Genomic DNA, 16,854 nt, shown 5'->3' on the forward strand with positions numbered 1-16,854 from the left:
AAGCGTACCCCTAAAAATATAGGGGTAAGTGATAAATAATTATTATTTAAATAAAAATCACCCTATAAAATTTAGGGTATAATAGATTTTAAGTGAATTTTTAGTTCTCAATTGTCATATTGATTGTGGATAATGTCCATTTTTTAAGAGATTTTATAGATTTATTGGTTAAAAAAGTATCAAAAACGTCAAATCTTAACATAGACTTAAGAATTAATGAAATTTAAATTAATGTCGAAAAACTCGAATTTCTTAAAAAAAGCATTCCATATTTTATAAAATCTGTTAACTAATTTTGATTTGTTATCATTTTAAATCCTTTTTATTGCTAATAATGAAATAATAAAAATCTTAGTCTTTAAAATTATTAACGTAAATTTTTATTGAATAGCTTTAGGATTCAGACGTTAAATTAGAGGAGAAATTTTATGAAAAAACAGGGTTTATATTCACCAGAATGGGAGCACGAAAATTGTGGAGCGGGATTCATTTGCAGTCTTGAAGGAAAACAGTCAAATGATATTATACATAAAGCTCTAGAAATTTTAGAAAAACTAGAACATCGTGGTGCAGTAAGTAGTGATGGGAAAACAGGAGATGGTGCGGGTATACTTATAGACATACCTTATGACTTTTTTGAAGAAAATTGTGATTTTGATCTTCCTGCACCGCGCGAATATGCAATGGGTAATGTCTTTTTACCTAAAAAAGAAAATCAGCGGGCATATTGTAAGAATGTATTTGAACAACAAATTAAAGATAAGGGGCTTGTTCTGTTAGGCTGGAGAAAAGTACCTGTAGATGCAGGTTATCTAGGTTCTATAGCAGCAAGCGTTGAGCCACATATTGAGCAAATATTTATTGGTAAACCTAATAAGGAAATGCAGGAGCAGGAGTTTATGATTAAGCTCTATACCGCCCGAAAAATAGCAGAGCATACTATACTGGGAAGTAAACTTTCTGAACTATCTTATTTCTATTTACCAAGTTTATCTAATAAAACTCTAATATTCAAAGGTCTACTAATGCCTGAAGATATTAAGTTTTACTATACAGATTTATTAGATCCAAAACTGACTACCAGATTAGCGCTTGTACATCAACGTTTTTCTACAAATACATTCCCAACCTGGGATCTGGCGCAGCCATTTAGATATATGTGCCACAACGGAGAAATAAATACGCTGCGCGGAAATGTTTCGCGTATGCGAAGTAGAGAAGAATTGCTTAAAAGCGACTGGTTTGGGGATGACCTCAAAGAACTTTTCCCTATTATATTAAAAGGTAAATCTGATTCCGCCTCCATGGATATGGTTGTGGAACTTCTATTAATGTCTGGTAGATCGCTTCCCGAAATAATGATGATGCTTGTACCTGAGGCTTGGGAAAAACATCAGGAGATGAGTGAAGCAAAAAAGGCCTTTTATGAGTTTAACAGCTGCATTATGGAGCCTTGGGATGGTCCGGCATCAATTCCTTTTACAGATGGTGACTTTATAGGAGCAGTTTTAGACCGTAACGGTTTACGTCCTTCTAGATATTCAGTTACAAAAACGGGATATGTTATTATGTCTTCAGAAACTGGCGTACTTGATCTAGAACCTAAAAATATAGCCTTCCACGGTAGATTAGAACCTGGAAAAATGTTCTTAGTAGATATGAAGGCTGGCCGTATTGTAAATGATGAGGAAATAAAAGAGCGTATAGTTTCTCAGAAACCCTATGGAGAGTGGCTTAAAAAAAATCGCGTCAACTTAAAAGATATTCCTTACCGCAATGCAGATCTTAAAGTTGAAGAAACAATTTTTGATCTTCGGAAAAACGCTTTTGGTTATACAGCTGAAGATATACGCACCATTATTTTACCTATGGCAGGCAAAGGTAAAGAGCCTATAGGATCGATGGGATCAGACACTCCGTTAGCAGTTCTTTCTGAAAGACCTCAACTTTTATATAACTATTTTAAGCAATTATTTGCTCAGGTTACTAATCCGCCATTAGATGGAATTCGTGAAGAGTTAATTACAGATTTAAGTCTCACACTAGGACCAGATACTAATTTGATGGAGATTACTCCTGATTACTGTAAAAAAATACGCATTCAAAATCCGGTAATTTCTAAAGAGGATTTAGATAAGATCAAAAATTTTGATCATCCAGACTTTCAGGTAACAGAAATACCGATGCTGTATGAAGCAAGTAGAGGACTTAATGGTCTTGAAGATGCTTTAGAATCTATGGTGGCTCAAGCATCACAAGCCATCGATGATGGTCACACAATCTTAATCCTATCAGATAGAGGGGTTAACGAAAAAATGGCTCCCATTCCGGCATTATTAGGATGTTCTTATATGAATAGCGGACTTTTTAGAAGTGGACAGCGTTCAAAAATGAGTATAATAATAGAATCTGCAGAACCACGTGAAGTGCACCATTTTGCCCTATTATTTGGTTATGGAGCAAGTGCCATCAACCCGTATATGGTAAATGAAATAATACGAGAGGAGATTGAAGAGAAAAATCTTGATAATATTGATTTTCAAGAAGCTGTAGAAAATTATAACAAAGCGGTAGGAAAAGGTGTAATTAAGGTAATGAACAAAATAGGTATCTCTACCTTAAACTCGTATCGAGGTTCAAGACTTTTTGAAGCTTTAGGTCTTAATTCAAAATTAATTGAGAAATATTTTCCAAATACTCCAAGCCGAATAGAAGGAATAGGTTTATATGAAGTGGAGCAAGAAGTAGCAAAACGCCATAGTCGTACATTTAAACGCCAGAACATTTCAGGAAATCTTGAATTAGAGATTGGTGGTGATTATCGCTGGAGACGTAACGGAGAAAAACATATGTTTAATCCGCTTACCATAGCTAAACTTCAAGATTCGGTACGTCAAAACAATCCAAAAACATACAAAGAATACGCAAGTCTGGTAAATGAGCAGTCAAAGCAATTAATGACTATACGTGGATTGTTTGAGTTTTCTAATTACGATCCTATTCCATTAGAGGAAGTAGAACCTTGGACAGAAATAGTTAAACGATTCAAGACCGGGGCAATGTCTTACGGTTCTATTAGTAAAGAAGCTCATGAGAATCTAGCGGTTGCTATGAACCGTATAGGTGGTAAAAGTAATAGTGGTGAGGGAGGCGAAGATGCAGAGCGATTTTATAAAAGTCCTAATGGAGACTGGCGCAACTCTGCTATTAAGCAAGTAGCTTCAGGACGTTTTGGAGTTACGAGTAACTACTTAACAAGTGCAGCAGAGATTCAAATTAAAATGGCTCAAGGAGCAAAGCCTGGTGAAGGCGGTCAGTTACCAGGGGAAAAGGTTAATAAGTTTATTGCTAAAACCCGTAAGAGTACACCTTACGTAGGTTTAATTTCTCCACCACCACATCACGATATTTATTCCATTGAAGATTTAGCTCAATTAATTTATGACCTGAAATCTGCAAATAGAGAAGCTCGTATTAACGTAAAATTAGTTTCAGAAGTAGGAGTAGGTACTGTAGCTGCAGGGGTAGCAAAAGCAATGGCAGATGTTATACTTATATCAGGTTATGATGGAGGTACAGGAGCATCGCCATTAACATCATTGAGACATTGTGGATTGCCTTGGGAATTAGGAATTGCCGAAGCACAACAGACATTAGTACTTAATAATTTAAGAAGTAGAATACGCTTAGAATGCGATGGACAATTAAAGACCGGTAGAGATGTAGCGGTGGCATGCTTATTAGGAGCAGAAGAGTTTGGATTTGCAACCGCACCATTAGTAGCCTCAGGTTGTATTATGATGCGTGTGTGTCATTTAAATACATGTCCTGTAGGTATTGCTACTCAAAATCCAGAATTACGTAAGAAATTCAAAGGTAAGCCAGAGCATGTGGTTAACTTTATGTATTTCGTAGCAGAAGAATTACGTGAAATTATGGCTCAACTAGGATTTAGAACTATCGATGAGATGGTGGGCCAAGTACAAAAATTAGATCGTAATAAGGCCATAGAGCACTTTAAAGCTGCAGGTGTAGATCTGTCACCTATTTTACATGATATAGCTGTGCCAGAAGGTGTAAAAGTGTATAGCACAGAAACTCAAAATCATCATTTAGAAAAATCAATTGATTTTGAAATTATAGAATTAGCCCATACCGCTTTATTCCGAAAAGAGAAAACAACATTAGATCTTGATATAACAAATTTAGATCGTGCTGTAGGAGCCATTTTAAGTAATGAGATTTCTAAAATTTATGGAGAACAGGGCTTACCAGATAATACGTTGAAAGTTAATTTCAAAGGATCAGCAGGGCAGAGTTTTGGAGCTTTTGCGACTCGCGGTCTAACTTTAAAAGTAGATGGTAATGCAAATGATTATGTGGGGAAAGGACTTTCAGGAGCGCGTTTAATCGTTAAAGTTCCTGAAGAAGCAACTTTTGACGCTAGCGAGAATGTAATAATTGGTAATGTAGCTCTTTATGGTGCAACCAGTGGTGAAGCCTATTTTAATGGTACAGCAGGAGAACGTTTTTGCGTACGTAATAGTGGGGCAGTAGCAGTAGTCGAAGGCATAGGTGATCATGGTTGTGAATATATGACTGGTGGTCTCGCTGTTATTCTAGGTAAAACTGGAAGAAATTTTGGTGCTGGTATGAGCGGTGGTGTAGCCTATGTATTAGATGAAGACAAAACGTTTAGATCAAAATGTAATGCAACAGATTTAAATTTAGATGAAGTGACAGAATCTAATGACGTTACCCAGTTACATGAACTAGTAACAAACCATTACAATTATACACAAAGTGCTTTAGCTCAGCGTATTTTAGAAAATTGGGATTCTTACTTGCCAAAATTTGTAAGAGTTCTGCCAGAAGAATATAGAAAAGCGCTTATACGACTGGAAGAAGAAGAAAAATTAACAGATTTAACGGAATAATAGAATCATGGGAAAAATAACCGGATTTTTAGAATACGAAAGAAAAATTGAACCGTACAAGCCTGTTGAAGAACGGGTGAAGAAATATGAAGAGTTTACAATACCACTTGAAAAGTCTGAATTAAAAAATCAGGGGGCGCGTTGTATGGATTGTGGAATTCCATTTTGCCATAGTGGATGTCCCTTAGGAAATTTAATTCCAGATTTTAACGATGCTGTATATAGAGAACGCTGGGAAGAAGCTGCTCATATTCTTCATGGAACAAATAATTTCCCAGAATTTACGGGTAGATTATGTCCTGCTCCCTGCGAAGAGGCTTGTGTTTTAGGGATTAACGAAGATCCTGTAACCATAGAAAATATTGAGAAAAATATAGCGGAAGAAGCTTTTAAGAATGGATGGATAAAAGCCAATCCACCTCTTAAACGTACCGGTAAAAAAATTGCCATAATAGGTTCTGGCCCTGCCGGTCTTGCAGCAGCACAACAACTTAACAGAGCAGGTCACTTAGTTACTGTTTACGAACGTGATGAGAAGCCGGGCGGATTATTGCGCTATGGTATTCCTGATTTCAAGATGGAAAAGCATGTCATTGACCGTAGATTAGTTGTTCTTGAAGAAGAAGGAATTCAGTTTAAGTGTGGTGTTCACGTAGGGCACGATATTTCTGCCAGCGAACTCAAAAAAGAATATGACGCTGTTGTTTTATGTAGTGGTGCAACTGTACGAAGAAATCTTCCTATTGAAGGATCAGATTTAAAAGGGATCTATCAAGCTATGGATTTTTTACCACAAAATAATCGTCGTGTTGCTGGGTTACAATGGCAAGGTGAAGAAATAAAAGCTACTGGAAAAGATGTTATTGTGATAGGTGGAGGCGATACAGGTAGTGATTGCATAGGTACTTCAATTAGACACGGTGCGACAAGCGTTAACAATTTTGAAATTATGAGTAAGAGTACTCCAGAGCGTCCCGAAAATCAACCTTGGCCGTATTGGCCAATGCGTCTACGTACGAGTAGCTCACACAAGGAAGGAGCAGAACGTTTTTTCTCTATTTCAACCAAGAAATTCGTTGGCGACAAAGAGGGAAATTTGACAGGTCTTATAACCTCTGAAGTAGAGTGGATACATAAACCGGGTGAACGTCCTAATCTTAAAGAAATTCCGGGTACTGAAAAAGAATGGAAGGCAGATATGGTTTTTCTGGCTTTAGGATTTACCGGAAGTGAGCCCACCGTTGCAGAACAGTTAGGTGTTAACTTAGATGTGCGTACAAATATACAAGCTTCGGTTACTGATTATATGACTAATGTCCCAGGCGTTTTTGCAGCTGGCGATACGCGAAGAGGACAATCACTAATAGTTTGGGCTATTTCTGAAGGTAGACAAGCTGCTCACCATATCGATAAATATCTCATGGGTAAATCAGATTTACCATTAAAAGGTGATGGTGATTTACCAAGAGTTTAAATTTTAATAGATCAATTTATGAAACGACTGAAAATCTTCAGTCGTTTTTTTTTGCATTTTTAACGCAACCATTGCTTAGGCAAGGCATCTACATATAAATATTATATATGATGTTTAGATCTACCTATCTTTTAATAGGCTTAGTAATTTTGGGCTCTTGCTCAGATAATTCTGATACTGCCATTCAGGAATCAGAAAATCAAACGCTTAGACTTAACCTTGTTAAGATGTCTGGCAATACTTTAAATTCTGAAAAAAGTGGTTCTGATATGGCGTGGCAAGAATATTATGAACTGAAAAATGAAATGCGATTTACTAAAGTTCAGATTCGAGAAGGAGATACACTGCAATCTCAAGGTAATTTTGATATCGTGATGATAGAAAGCGATAAATATTTAAAATTCACACATGATTCTGAACATGAAATAATCGCTAATTGCACAGGAACTACTGAAGAGCTTTTAGAATATACAGACTCCAATAGTTTAGAAAGTAATTGGGAGGATTGTAGGGGTTCGTCGCTATACTACCAATTTAAAAACTAAACAGACGAATATATTGGTCAATAATGATATTACTTATAATAGAAAAAGCCCTGTTGATACTACGACGGGGCTTTTTCAGGTAATGAAAGGTACTTACTTATCTTTCTAATTATTTAGCATTACTGGCATTACGAGCATAGTTACTTTCTCGCCCTCATCTAAGCCATCTACAGGAGTTAAAATTCCGGCACGGTTAGGAAGAGACATCTCAAGAGATACGTCATTAGCATTAAGATTATTAAGCATTTCTACAAGAAAACGACTATTAAAACCTATCTGCATATCATCTCCTTGATAATCACAAGTTAAACGCTCTTCAGCTTTATTGCTATAATCTATATCTTCTGCAGAAATATTTAATTCTGCACCAGCAATTTTCAGTCTTATTTGATGTGTAGTTTTATTTGAGAAAATAGAAACACGACGTACCGAATTTAAAAATTGGTTACGATCTATAATCAGTTTATTCGGGTTTTCTTTAGGAATTACAGCCTCGTAATTTGGATATTTTCCATCAATTAGACGGCAAAGTAATTGAACATTATCAAAACTGAATTTTGCATTAGAATCATTATATTCTACTGTGATATCATCATCACTTGACGCTAAAATTCCTTTTAATAAATTAAGAGGTTTCTTCGGCATTATAAATTCTGCCGTTTGAGTCGCTTTTACATCAGTACGACCATATTTTACAAGTTTGTGTGCATCTGTAGCGACAAACGTTAATCCTTCAGTATCAAATTGAAAAAATACACCGCTCATTACCGGACGCAAATCGTCATTTCCGGTAGCAAAAATTGTATTACTTACCGCGGTAGCTAATACTGCAGCCGGGATGGTAACTTTACTCGGGTCATCAAGTTCAACTGCATTAGGAAACTCTTCTCCAGATGCAAATGCTAAAGCATATTTTCCGTGATTTGAGCTAATTTCAATCGTATGATTATCACCAACAACAAAAGTTAGTGGTTGCTCTGGGAATGTCTTTAACGTATCTAATAAAAGGCGTGCAGGCACAGCGATGTTTCCGGTATCTTCAGATTCTACATCCAGAACTGCAATCATTGTAGTCTCAAGATCTGAAGCAGAAACTTTAAGTACGTTATCTTCTAACTCAAAAAGAAAGTTATCTAATATTGGAAGCGTATTACTGTTGTTAATTACCCCACCTAAAACTTGTAGTTGTTTTAAAAGATAAGAACTTGATACAATAAATTTCATAAGAAAGTGCTATTTATAAGGTTTGGTTCATAATTTGAACCAGAATAAGATTGGTTGTAATTTTCTTTATTCAACTGAAAATTCAGCCTAACAAAGATATTGTAATAGCTTTTTTTGTCGAAACAAACTTATTAACATCTGTTAACGAAAAGCGCGTCGTCTAAGATAGATATATAGCACTCCAAAAATAATTAAAAACCCTAATGAAGTCAGTAGAATTAGGGTTTGCCAAGTGATTCTATTATTTGTTGTCTTCTCAATATCTAACGCAGGAAGTAGAACACTTTTACTACGGATGTTAATAAGACCATTATCGTCTAAAAGATAATTCACGGTATTCATTAGAAATTCTTTATTCCCATATTCTTTAAATGTGAATTTATCAAAACCTAACTCAAGTGGTCGGCCGTTTTTATCGAGATCATTACGTATTAAATCGCCGTCTGCAATTACTACCACCGCAGCTCCTTTTTTAGACTTTTCAAGAAAATTAATTGAGTTCTCTATAGGAATTATTCGGTTTTCGAATGCAGATTTAAAGGAACCTTCAAGCAGAACAGCTATATTTTGCTCACCGGCAGCATAACGTTCTGGACTGGGTTCTGTAGTTATACTTTCTAGAGTTATGGGTAGAGGAACACCATTAAGCTTTGTAAGTACAGAGCTTTTAAGAAGGATCGTTTTACTAACCTCATTTTCTAGAATATCTATTTGATTTGCATATCTCAAAAAGATAGGATTATCTATATTGGTATTGATAGGATGATTTTCTGCTGTAGTAATTAAAGGATAAAAGAACCAAGGTAGCTGCGTATATTGTGAGTTGCTCGACTCACCACTTGCAACCACTAGGGGAGCAGCATATAAATCTTCAACTAGAACTGGATTTATACGTACCCCATATTTGAATAGAAAATCATTTAGATTTAACATGCGCGCAGTTGCTAGAGCCATTCCATCATTAGCGTATAAACTATCTGTATCCATAGCTACTTCATCTATTAAGTAAATAGATTTGCCACCATTCATAGTATATTGATCAAGTGCAAATTTCTCAACATCTGTAAATGATTGGGTAGGTTTTGCAGCAACTATAAGATCAAAGCTATTTAGAGCCTGCATAACTTTTGTAGGATTCCCATTCACAGAGTCTAAGGGAAACGGCGCAATAAAATAACTTTCTCTCAACGTTTTGAAAAAATCTGCAATGTATTTGTCATCCAGTTCCCCATTACCTTTAAGAACTGCAATGCGTTTACTTTTTGGATTTAAAAGTTTGAAAAGACCATCAGAAAAAGCATATTCTAAATTTTGAACAGAACGATTAACGAGTTCGTCTGGGCTAGCTCCTAATGTTTTTTTAAGTAGCGGAATAGGTACCGTTTTCCCTTTATAAGAAGCGATTGCCCAAGGAAATATGAATTCCTGTGTTACTTTTCCATTATTGCGTAATTGAACTTGCTCCGGTCGCATACCGCGATTATTAAAATCCTGTGCAATTGATTCAACTTCTGCACCTTTGGGAATGGGATCGACAAAGGCAAATTTTATATTTGAGTTTTTAGAAGCGTATTCTTCTAGTAACTGTTTTGTTTCAGATTGTAATTTATTAAATGCGTCTGGAACGTTTCCCTCTAAAAAAACATCTATGATTAAAGGCTCTGTAGCTTTAGCAATTATTTCGGTTGAAGATTCAGAGAGCGTGTAGCGTTTGTCTGCTGTAAGATCTGCTCTAAAATGATATACTTCTGATAATGCAAGTGTCGCAATTAGGATTACAATTAAAACAAGATATTTTGAGTAAGTCTTCATATTATCTCTTATAATCTAGTTTAAATTTAGTTGCAAATACAAACACAACAGCAATACTTATAAAGTAAATAAGATCTCTACTATCCAGGACACCTCGGCTAATACTTTCAAAATGTCTCTGTAAACTCAGTTTTCTTAAAAAATCAATCGAAACCACATCTGCTAGTCCATCAAATCCATAATAAAACAGAAAACATAGAAATACTGCTATTATAAATGCTACAATTTGATTTTCAGCTAGGGTGGAAGCAAAAACTCCAATAGCAGTATATGCTAAAGCTAAAAACAGAAGACCTAAGTAGGAACCAATGAGAATTCCTGAATCAAAATTGCCCTGCGGATTCCCGAGTTGGTCAATGGCATAAACGTAGATTAATGTAGGTATTAAGGCAATTACCAATAACAAAAACGCACCGAGAAACTTGCCCAATACCAGTTGAAAAGTTGTTATGGGTTGGGTGATTAATAGTTCTAAAGTACCCAATCTTAACTCATCACTAAAACTGCGCATTGTTACTGCCGGAATTAAAAAAATCATAATCCAGGGCGCCAGCTGAAAAAATGGTGTAAGATCTGCAAAACCGTAGTTAAATTGATTAAAATCATTATCAAAAACCCAGAGAAATAGCCAGTTCAAAATGAGAAATAAAGCGATAACCAGGTAACCAACAGGTGATGCAAAAAATGAATGAAATTCTTTTTTTAAAATGGCAAGCATAGTAGAGGAAGCTATTTTGAGCTAAAATTAAAGATCTGCAATGATTTTCATGGCAATTCGCAAAGCTTCAGTACCCTGTGCTAAACTAACAACCGGTGTGGTGTTTTGTTCTATAGATACTGCAAAAGCTTCTAACTCATCTAATATTGCATTATTATCTAAGACTTCAGGATTATCAAAATATATTTGTTTTTTAATGCCTTCAGCATTTTGTAAAATCATAGCAAAGTCGTCTGCTTTTTCGGGAGCATCTTTCATACGTACGATTTCACATTTCTTCTCTAAAAAGTCAACCGAGATATAAGCATCTTTTTGAAAAAATCGAGCTTTTCTCATCTTTTTCATAGAGATACGACTCGCCGTCAAATTAGCCACACATCCATTTTCAAATTCGATACGTGCGTTGGCAATGTCTGGAGTATCGCTAATAACTGAAACCCCAGAAGCAGATACCTTTTTTACATTGCTTTTAACCACACTTAATACCGCGTCAATATCGTGTATCATAAGATCCAAAACTACAGGAACATCGGTCCCTCTTGGATTAAATTCGGCTAGACGATGCGCTTCAATAAACATAGGATTGTCTATCATATCTTTAACAGCGCTAAATGCCGGATTAAAGCGTTCTACCTGACCTACCTGCCCACGTACGCCGTGTTTCTTAGCAAGTTCTCGTATAGCTATCGCCTGTTCTACCGTTTGGGTAATAGGTTTTTCTATAAATAAATGTTTACCGGCTTTGATAACTTGTTCTGCACAATCAAAATGGTGCGTGGTAGGAGTAACTACATCTATCATATCGCAAGCATCTATAAGAGCTGCTATTGACGGAAAACGTTTGTAACCAAATTCGTTAGCTACAGCCTCTGCTACAGCATCAGAATCATCATAAAAACCTATTAATTCATAGGCGTCAGATTGTTGTAAAAGTTTTAAATGTATTTTTCCTAAGTGACCTGCACCTAGTACGCCGGCTTTGAGCATAATTTTATTTGTTTTACACAAAAATAGACTTTCTAAATCATAATTTATATAAAGCTCTTTGTTGAAAAGTTGAACAGGTTTTTCTAGGGTAGCAGCTAGTAGTTTTTCTAATTTTACGGTATGAAAGATACTACGCGTCATCAGGGCAAAAGACGTTTACTTGCCCAGATTCTTGAAAAGAAAGGAATTACAAATAAAGAGGTTCTTGATGCGGTACGTAAAATACCCAGACACTTCTTTATGGATAGTAGCTTTGAAGATCATGCGTATCAAGATAAGGCTTTTCCTATAGCGGCAGATCAGACTATATCTCAACCTTTTACGGTTGCTTTTCAGACTGAATTATTAGAAATAAAGAAAGGAGCAGTTATACTTGAGATAGGTACAGGTAGTGGATATCAAACTGCAGTGCTTTGCGAAGTAGGTGCTAAAGTTTATAGTATAGAACGCCAACAAGAACTTTTTAGAAAAACTAAAAATTTCTTATCTAAGTTGGGCTACCGTCCTAAACGTTTAACATTTGGAGATGGCTACTTAGGTATGCCAGAATTTGCCCCTTTTGATGGTATTATCGTTACGGCGGGAGCTCCATTTATTCCAAAACCTTTGTTAGCCCAACTTAAAATAGGAGGTAAACTCATTATTCCTGTGGGTGATGAAGTACAAACCATGACACGTATAATACGCAAAAGTGAAACCGAATTTGAAAAGAAAGAATACGGGGAATTTAGATTTGTACCACTACTTGAGGATAAAAATTAAGCAGATATATTTTTTTGCCAATACGAGTAATAAAACCATCCTAAACCTGCAGCTGATAATAAGGAAATAATATAAATCGGAATATATTTAATTTGAACTAATTGTTTTAAAGATGTAAAATCTGAAAACGACCAGATAATTAGTGTTATTCCTATTAGCCAGACGATACTTGCGGCACGTATTTGTTTTATAAGTACTGGATTTCTTTTATAGGATTTTGAAGAATTCATAATCTATTTTTAAAAAATTCACCTATAATTTAATCAAAACATAGCGTAATTCCAAAAAATCAGTTTTTCTCAAATAGAAAAGCAGGATTTAAGGTTTTAAATCCTGCTTTTTAAACGGAACTGTAACGTAAACTATTTCGCTAAAAATTGTTCCTTTGAGTCTAAAGTTAATTCCTGTTTATTCGCTTTAATTAACTCCTGATTTAGCTTTGGTAAGTATTTCTTTTCAATAGCGTTGTAAACTTTCCAATTATTATCAATTTGATCCTGGTAAGTTGCTGCATTTGAATATCTCACCGGAGCAGGTTTATCAAAAGATCCTGCAACTTCATTATAAAGTTCGCTTAATTTTTCTCTTAATTCCGGTTCAGCCTCTTGAACATATCGATCTCCTGTTGTAATAACCAGTTTTGATTTTAGATTTGATAATTCCTCTTTGAATTTCACAGCGTTTTTAGAAGTATCATCCTTTAGAAAATCAATAGTTGCATCGATGCGATACCCTAAATAGGCGAGATCTTCAATACTGTTAAATAATTGCATCGTTAATGCTTTATTCTGAGCGCGATCATCCACACTAATTGGAGATTTAGGATCATTTTTAATTGTGATCATATGCTCATAAGTATCTTTTCCTTTAGTGATAATTACTTTATAGGTATCTGCATCAGCTTTAGGAGCAACAACGAAAGAAGGTATTTTTCCGACTGCAACTTTGGGGGCTTTTCTATAATAATCCCAAGAAACAATATTTAGACCCTTTGACTTTCCGGGAACAGGTTCGGCAATAATGTTACCTTCTAAATCTAAAATCTGCATACTCATTTTACCAAATGTATGGCGCTTCTTCATGTAATACATGATTTTTGCAAGGCTGCTGGGATTAGCACCCACAAATTCTGTTTCTCTACTTGTAGAACCAAAACCACTTGACTCATCAATAATTCCGGAATTGGTTTCAAAAAAATGAAGGTCTTTATTTAAAATAGAGTCGTTAATCTGTCTCAATGGGGAAATATCATCTACTATAATTATTCCCCTTCCGTGGGTTCCTAAAACTAAATCTGAAGTTCTTTTCTGCAATTCAATATAGTGAACAGCAACTTCTGGAAGATTATTTGTAAAGTGTGACCATTGCTTTCCACCATTTGTGGTAATAAATAACCCAAACTCTGTTCCTAAAAATAATAAATCTGGCTGTTCATAATCTTCTTGAATATTACGAGCAAATCCTTTGATATTTTCAGTTGCAATAGACATCCAGTTTGCTCCAAAATCTGTGGTTTTGTAAACATATGTATTCATATCTCCGGTAGCGTGACCATCAAAAACAACATAGGCTGTACCCGGGTTGTGCACACTAGCTTCTATATGATATACCCAAGTAAATGCCGGTAAATCAGGAATGTTTTTAACCACATTTTTCCAGGATTTACCACCGTCTTTTGTTATTTGTACGTTGCCATCATCTGTTCCCACCCAAATTACTTTTTCATCAAGCGGGGATTCAGCAATTGTAAAAATAGTAGTATGCGTTTCTGCACCAGACTTGTCTGCTGACAAACCTCCCGATTCTAAGTCTTGTTTTTTAGGATCATTGGTAGTTAAATCTGGTGATATTTTAATCCAGGTATCACCCATATCTTCAGACTTGTGTAAATATTGGCTACCCATATAAAATCGATCCTCTGCATGTATACTCAAAGCCATTGGAGCATTCCAGTTAAATCTTAATTTCTCATCATTTTCTGCTGGAGGAGCAACATTTTTTGATTGATTAAGCACTGTATTATAACGCCATACGTATTGAGCGCCTTGCATTTCTGAATATATAATAGGCTTTGAGGCGTGTTTAAGTACTCTAAAACCATCACCAGCACCTATAAGATTCCAGTCTCGAGCTTCAATACCTCCAGGAGATGAAGAAGGACCATACCAAGATTGGTTATCCTGAAGACCTCCATAAATATTGTAGGGAGTCGCATCATCTACTGAAACGTGATAAAATTGAGATACTGGTATATTTTCTACAATTTCAAAATGTGTGCCGGCATCCCAGCTTCTATAAATACCACCATCTGTTGCTGTGTATAATCTGTTGCTATCTTCAAGATCAAATACAACATCATGTATATCTGAATGTTGTGCTCCTAAATCTTGAAAGGTTTTACCGCCATCTCGAGATATTGAACCATACAATCCGCCCTTTACAAGAATATCTGGATTTTTAGGGTCGACTACGAGTCTTGCAAAATAGAATGGTCTAACAGTGAGACCGAAATCATTATTAAGCTGTGTCCAGCTAGAACCGGAGTCTTCACTTTTATAAAGACCATTTGTTTTAGCAGATTCTGTTTCAACTGCCGCATAAAGTATCTCTGGCTTTGAAGGTGCAATTGCTAGTGCAATACGTCCCAATTTTCCATTCGGAAATCCATTATGAATCTTAGACCAGGATTTTCCAGAATCTGTACTTTTATAAATAGCGCTGGTGTCTCCTCCAGATTCAAAACCCCATGGAGTTCTGCGGAATTTCCACATTGAAGCATATAAAATATTTGGATTAACGGGATCAATAATTAATTCTGCGGCGCCTGTAGATTTATCGGTATATAAAATATTTTCCCAGGTTTCTCCACCATCATTACTTTTATAAATTCCACGGTCTTCGCTATCTCCCCAAAGCGCACCCATAACCGCAACATACATTTCTTTATTATTCTGCGGATTTATGACAATTGCACTAATCCGTTCCGATTTTTCAAAGCCTTTCTTTTTCCAGCTATTACCGCCATCGGTAGACTTATAAAGACCATCACCTATACTCACCGAATTACGTGTCCAGATTTCCCCTGTACCTACCCAAACCGTTTTATCAGGATCTGTAGGATCTATTTTAATCGCACCAATACTTTGCGCGTGCTCATCAAATACCGGATCAAAAGTTGCACCTCCATTTATAGTTTTCCACACGCCGCCACCTGCGGCACCTCCAAATAAAATTCTGTTATTTGTAGGATGAGCTTCCAGATCTATAAAACGGCCGCTCATAATTGCGGGGCCAATATGTCTAGCTTGCATATCTCCGAAGAGTTCTTTCCCGTCTATTGTGTTTTCTTGTGCATAGTTTGAAATACAACAAAATAAAGCACAAGTCGTGAGTAAAATTTTATTCATAATTTCAGTATTAGTTTAAAATAAAAAAGGATGTCGAGTATAAAATTGACATCCTTTTGTGAATTCCCTTAGCGGGATTATGTAGTATTAATTATTCACCTGGATAAGTAAATAATGTGTCATCAACTTCAGGGTTAATAACGATTTCACTCATTTCAAAAGGTTGACCGGCTTGACTCATTGCAAATGGAAAATACAAACCATCTACTTCCTGATAGTCGCTCATTACAATATTTACATTTTGTCCCATTTGAGTAGTTTCAATAACGATAGGCACAAAATTTTCAGTATCAAAATAGTAATAGCTAATACTAGGTGACTCTACACCATTAGCCATTATGGGTTCTTGAGTAATTTTAACTTTATAAGTTTCAGCTCCATCTTTAGTTTCAGTGCCTACATATTCTACTTCGTAGCCATTTTCTTTATAATTTAGAAGTGGAGAAGGAAAGTCATTTTTATTCAAAGCCATATTCTGTGTCATTTCTTCAGAAGATTTTTCGGGCTTCATAGACATAAAATTTGTAGTCCATAAATGAGTACCGTCGTAGGCCATTTGGGTAATTTTTTGACCATTAAATTCTATTATTACAGCTTGTTTACCGTCCTTGGTATTGTAAACTGTTACTGGTATAGACATTCCACCTTGATTTACAGTAGCAGACATTTTTGTGGCATTAACCTTTGACCATGCTTCTGCACCACCGGTATTTTCTATATACGTTGCAATAATTTTTTCTGCATTTTGAGCAGAAACTGAGCTTACGACTAGCATTAGAGCTAGTGCAAATAATGATTTTAATACTTTCATAATATGATCTTTAGTTTTTTTGCTTGTTCATAAGACACAAATTAGAGTAATTAGTTACATTATTACTAATTATTTTAGAAATATAATTGTAATATATTGTGCAATGAACTTGATTTTAAAATGGCTCAGGTTCTGCTGAATATAACTATTCAATTAAATAAATTTAATGACTCTAGA

The 16,854-nt window shown here is 35.6% G+C and carries 11 protein-coding genes; 4 read left to right on the top strand and 7 right to left on the bottom strand.

The features are described from left to right. Nucleotides 1-428: 428 nt before the first annotated feature. The 3 genes from gltB to ABVM53_RS13830 all read left to right on the top strand — a co-directional run bounded on the left by gltB (nt 429) and on the right by ABVM53_RS13830 (nt 6,956). Nucleotides 429-4,937: a glutamate synthase large subunit gene (gene gltB / locus ABVM53_RS13820; RefSeq protein WP_405327152.1), complete on the top strand. Its 4,509-nt coding sequence runs from the start codon at nt 429-431 to the stop codon at nt 4,935-4,937. 7 nt (nt 4,938-4,944) lie between these two features. Further along, the gene (locus ABVM53_RS13825; protein ID WP_405327155.1) at nt 4,945-6,411 is read left to right on the top strand and encodes a glutamate synthase subunit beta; all 1,467 of its coding nucleotides are present in this window, start codon (nt 4,945-4,947) and stop codon (nt 6,409-6,411) included. 107 nt (nt 6,412-6,518) lie between these two features. Beyond that, complete coding sequence (locus ABVM53_RS13830) at nt 6,519-6,956, top strand: hypothetical protein (RefSeq protein WP_405327158.1); 438 nt, start codon at nt 6,519-6,521, stop codon at nt 6,954-6,956. A 105-nt stretch (nt 6,957-7,061) separates the two neighbouring features. On the opposite strand, the gene dnaN is transcribed toward ABVM53_RS13830, so the two are convergent. The 4 genes from dnaN to ABVM53_RS13850 form a co-directional block, all read right to left on the bottom strand. Then, nucleotides 7,062-8,180, bottom strand: coding sequence for a DNA polymerase III subunit beta (gene dnaN / locus ABVM53_RS13835; RefSeq protein ID WP_128757078.1), 1,119 nt, complete (start codon nt 8,178-8,180; stop codon nt 7,062-7,064). Between the two features lie 141 nt (nt 8,181-8,321). Further along, complete coding sequence (gene gldG, locus ABVM53_RS13840) at nt 8,322-9,992, bottom strand: gliding motility-associated ABC transporter substrate-binding protein GldG (RefSeq protein ID WP_405327162.1); 1,671 nt, start codon at nt 9,990-9,992, stop codon at nt 8,322-8,324. 1 nt (nt 9,993) lies between these two features. Further along, nucleotides 9,994-10,710, bottom strand: coding sequence for a gliding motility-associated ABC transporter permease subunit GldF (gene gldF / locus ABVM53_RS13845; protein WP_405327164.1), 717 nt, complete (start codon nt 10,708-10,710; stop codon nt 9,994-9,996). Nucleotides 10,711-10,737: 27 nt separating this feature from the next. Beyond that, nucleotides 10,738-11,697, bottom strand: a complete 960-nt coding sequence (locus ABVM53_RS13850; protein ID WP_371456827.1) for a Gfo/Idh/MocA family oxidoreductase — start codon at nt 11,695-11,697, stop codon at nt 10,738-10,740. Nucleotides 11,698-11,817: 120 nt separating this feature from the next. Here ABVM53_RS13850 and ABVM53_RS13855 point away from each other — a divergent pair, with 120 nt between their 5' ends. After that, the gene (locus tag ABVM53_RS13855; RefSeq protein WP_371456449.1) at nt 11,818-12,459 is read left to right on the top strand and encodes a protein-L-isoaspartate(D-aspartate) O-methyltransferase; all 642 of its coding nucleotides are present in this window, start codon (nt 11,818-11,820) and stop codon (nt 12,457-12,459) included. Here ABVM53_RS13855 and ABVM53_RS13860 read toward each other — a convergent pair. The 3 genes from ABVM53_RS13860 to ABVM53_RS13870 all read right to left on the bottom strand — a co-directional run bounded on the left by ABVM53_RS13860 (nt 12,456) and on the right by ABVM53_RS13870 (nt 16,677). Then, a complete protein-coding gene (locus tag ABVM53_RS13860; RefSeq protein ID WP_405327168.1) occupies nt 12,456-12,689 on the bottom strand; it encodes a hypothetical protein in 234 nt (77 codons plus the stop codon). The two genes, ABVM53_RS13855 and ABVM53_RS13860, sit on opposite strands and share 4 nt — an antisense overlap. 132 nt (nt 12,690-12,821) lie before the next feature. Beyond that, nucleotides 12,822-15,866, bottom strand: coding sequence for a WD40/YVTN/BNR-like repeat-containing protein (locus tag ABVM53_RS13865; protein WP_405327171.1), 3,045 nt, complete (start codon nt 15,864-15,866; stop codon nt 12,822-12,824). Nucleotides 15,867-15,957: 91 nt separating this feature from the next. Continuing rightward, nucleotides 15,958-16,677, bottom strand: a complete 720-nt coding sequence (locus ABVM53_RS13870) for an outer membrane lipoprotein-sorting protein (protein ID WP_405327174.1) — start codon at nt 16,675-16,677, stop codon at nt 15,958-15,960. Nucleotides 16,678-16,854 lie beyond the last annotated feature (177 nt).

This window comes from Leeuwenhoekiella sp. LLG6367-2.1 (genome assembly GCF_045055775.1).
GTDB classification, from domain to species: Bacteria; Bacteroidota; Bacteroidia; order Flavobacteriales; family Flavobacteriaceae; genus Leeuwenhoekiella; species Leeuwenhoekiella aequorea.

What these genes read in the sequence shown, in the direction of transcription:
- ABVM53_RS13825 (WP_405327155.1), top strand. Translation starts at nt 4,945, where the DNA reads ATGGGAAAAATAACCGGATTTTTAGAATACGAAAGAAAAATTGAACCG.
- ABVM53_RS13830 (WP_405327158.1), top strand. Translation starts at nt 6,519, where the DNA reads ATGATGTTTAGATCTACCTATCTTTTAATAGGCTTAGTAATTTTGGGC.
- ABVM53_RS13865 (WP_405327171.1), bottom strand. Translation starts at nt 15,866, where the DNA reads ATGAATAAAATTTTACTCACGACTTGTGCTTTATTTTGTTGTATTTCA.
- gldF (WP_405327164.1), bottom strand. Translation starts at nt 10,710, where the DNA reads ATGCTTGCCATTTTAAAAAAAGAATTTCATTCATTTTTTGCATCACCT.
- gldG (WP_405327162.1), bottom strand. Translation starts at nt 9,992, where the DNA reads ATGAAGACTTACTCAAAATATCTTGTTTTAATTGTAATCCTAATTGCG.
- gltB (WP_405327152.1), top strand. Translation starts at nt 429, where the DNA reads ATGAAAAAACAGGGTTTATATTCACCAGAATGGGAGCACGAAAATTGT.
- ABVM53_RS13855 (WP_371456449.1), top strand. Translation starts at nt 11,818, where the DNA reads ATGAAAGATACTACGCGTCATCAGGGCAAAAGACGTTTACTTGCCCAG.
- ABVM53_RS13870 (WP_405327174.1), bottom strand. Translation starts at nt 16,677, where the DNA reads ATGAAAGTATTAAAATCATTATTTGCACTAGCTCTAATGCTAGTCGTA.
- ABVM53_RS13860 (WP_405327168.1), bottom strand. Translation starts at nt 12,689, where the DNA reads ATGAATTCTTCAAAATCCTATAAAAGAAATCCAGTACTTATAAAACAA.
- ABVM53_RS13850 (WP_371456827.1), bottom strand. Translation starts at nt 11,697, where the DNA reads ATGCTCAAAGCCGGCGTACTAGGTGCAGGTCACTTAGGAAAAATACAT.
- dnaN (WP_128757078.1), bottom strand. Translation starts at nt 8,180, where the DNA reads ATGAAATTTATTGTATCAAGTTCTTATCTTTTAAAACAACTACAAGTT.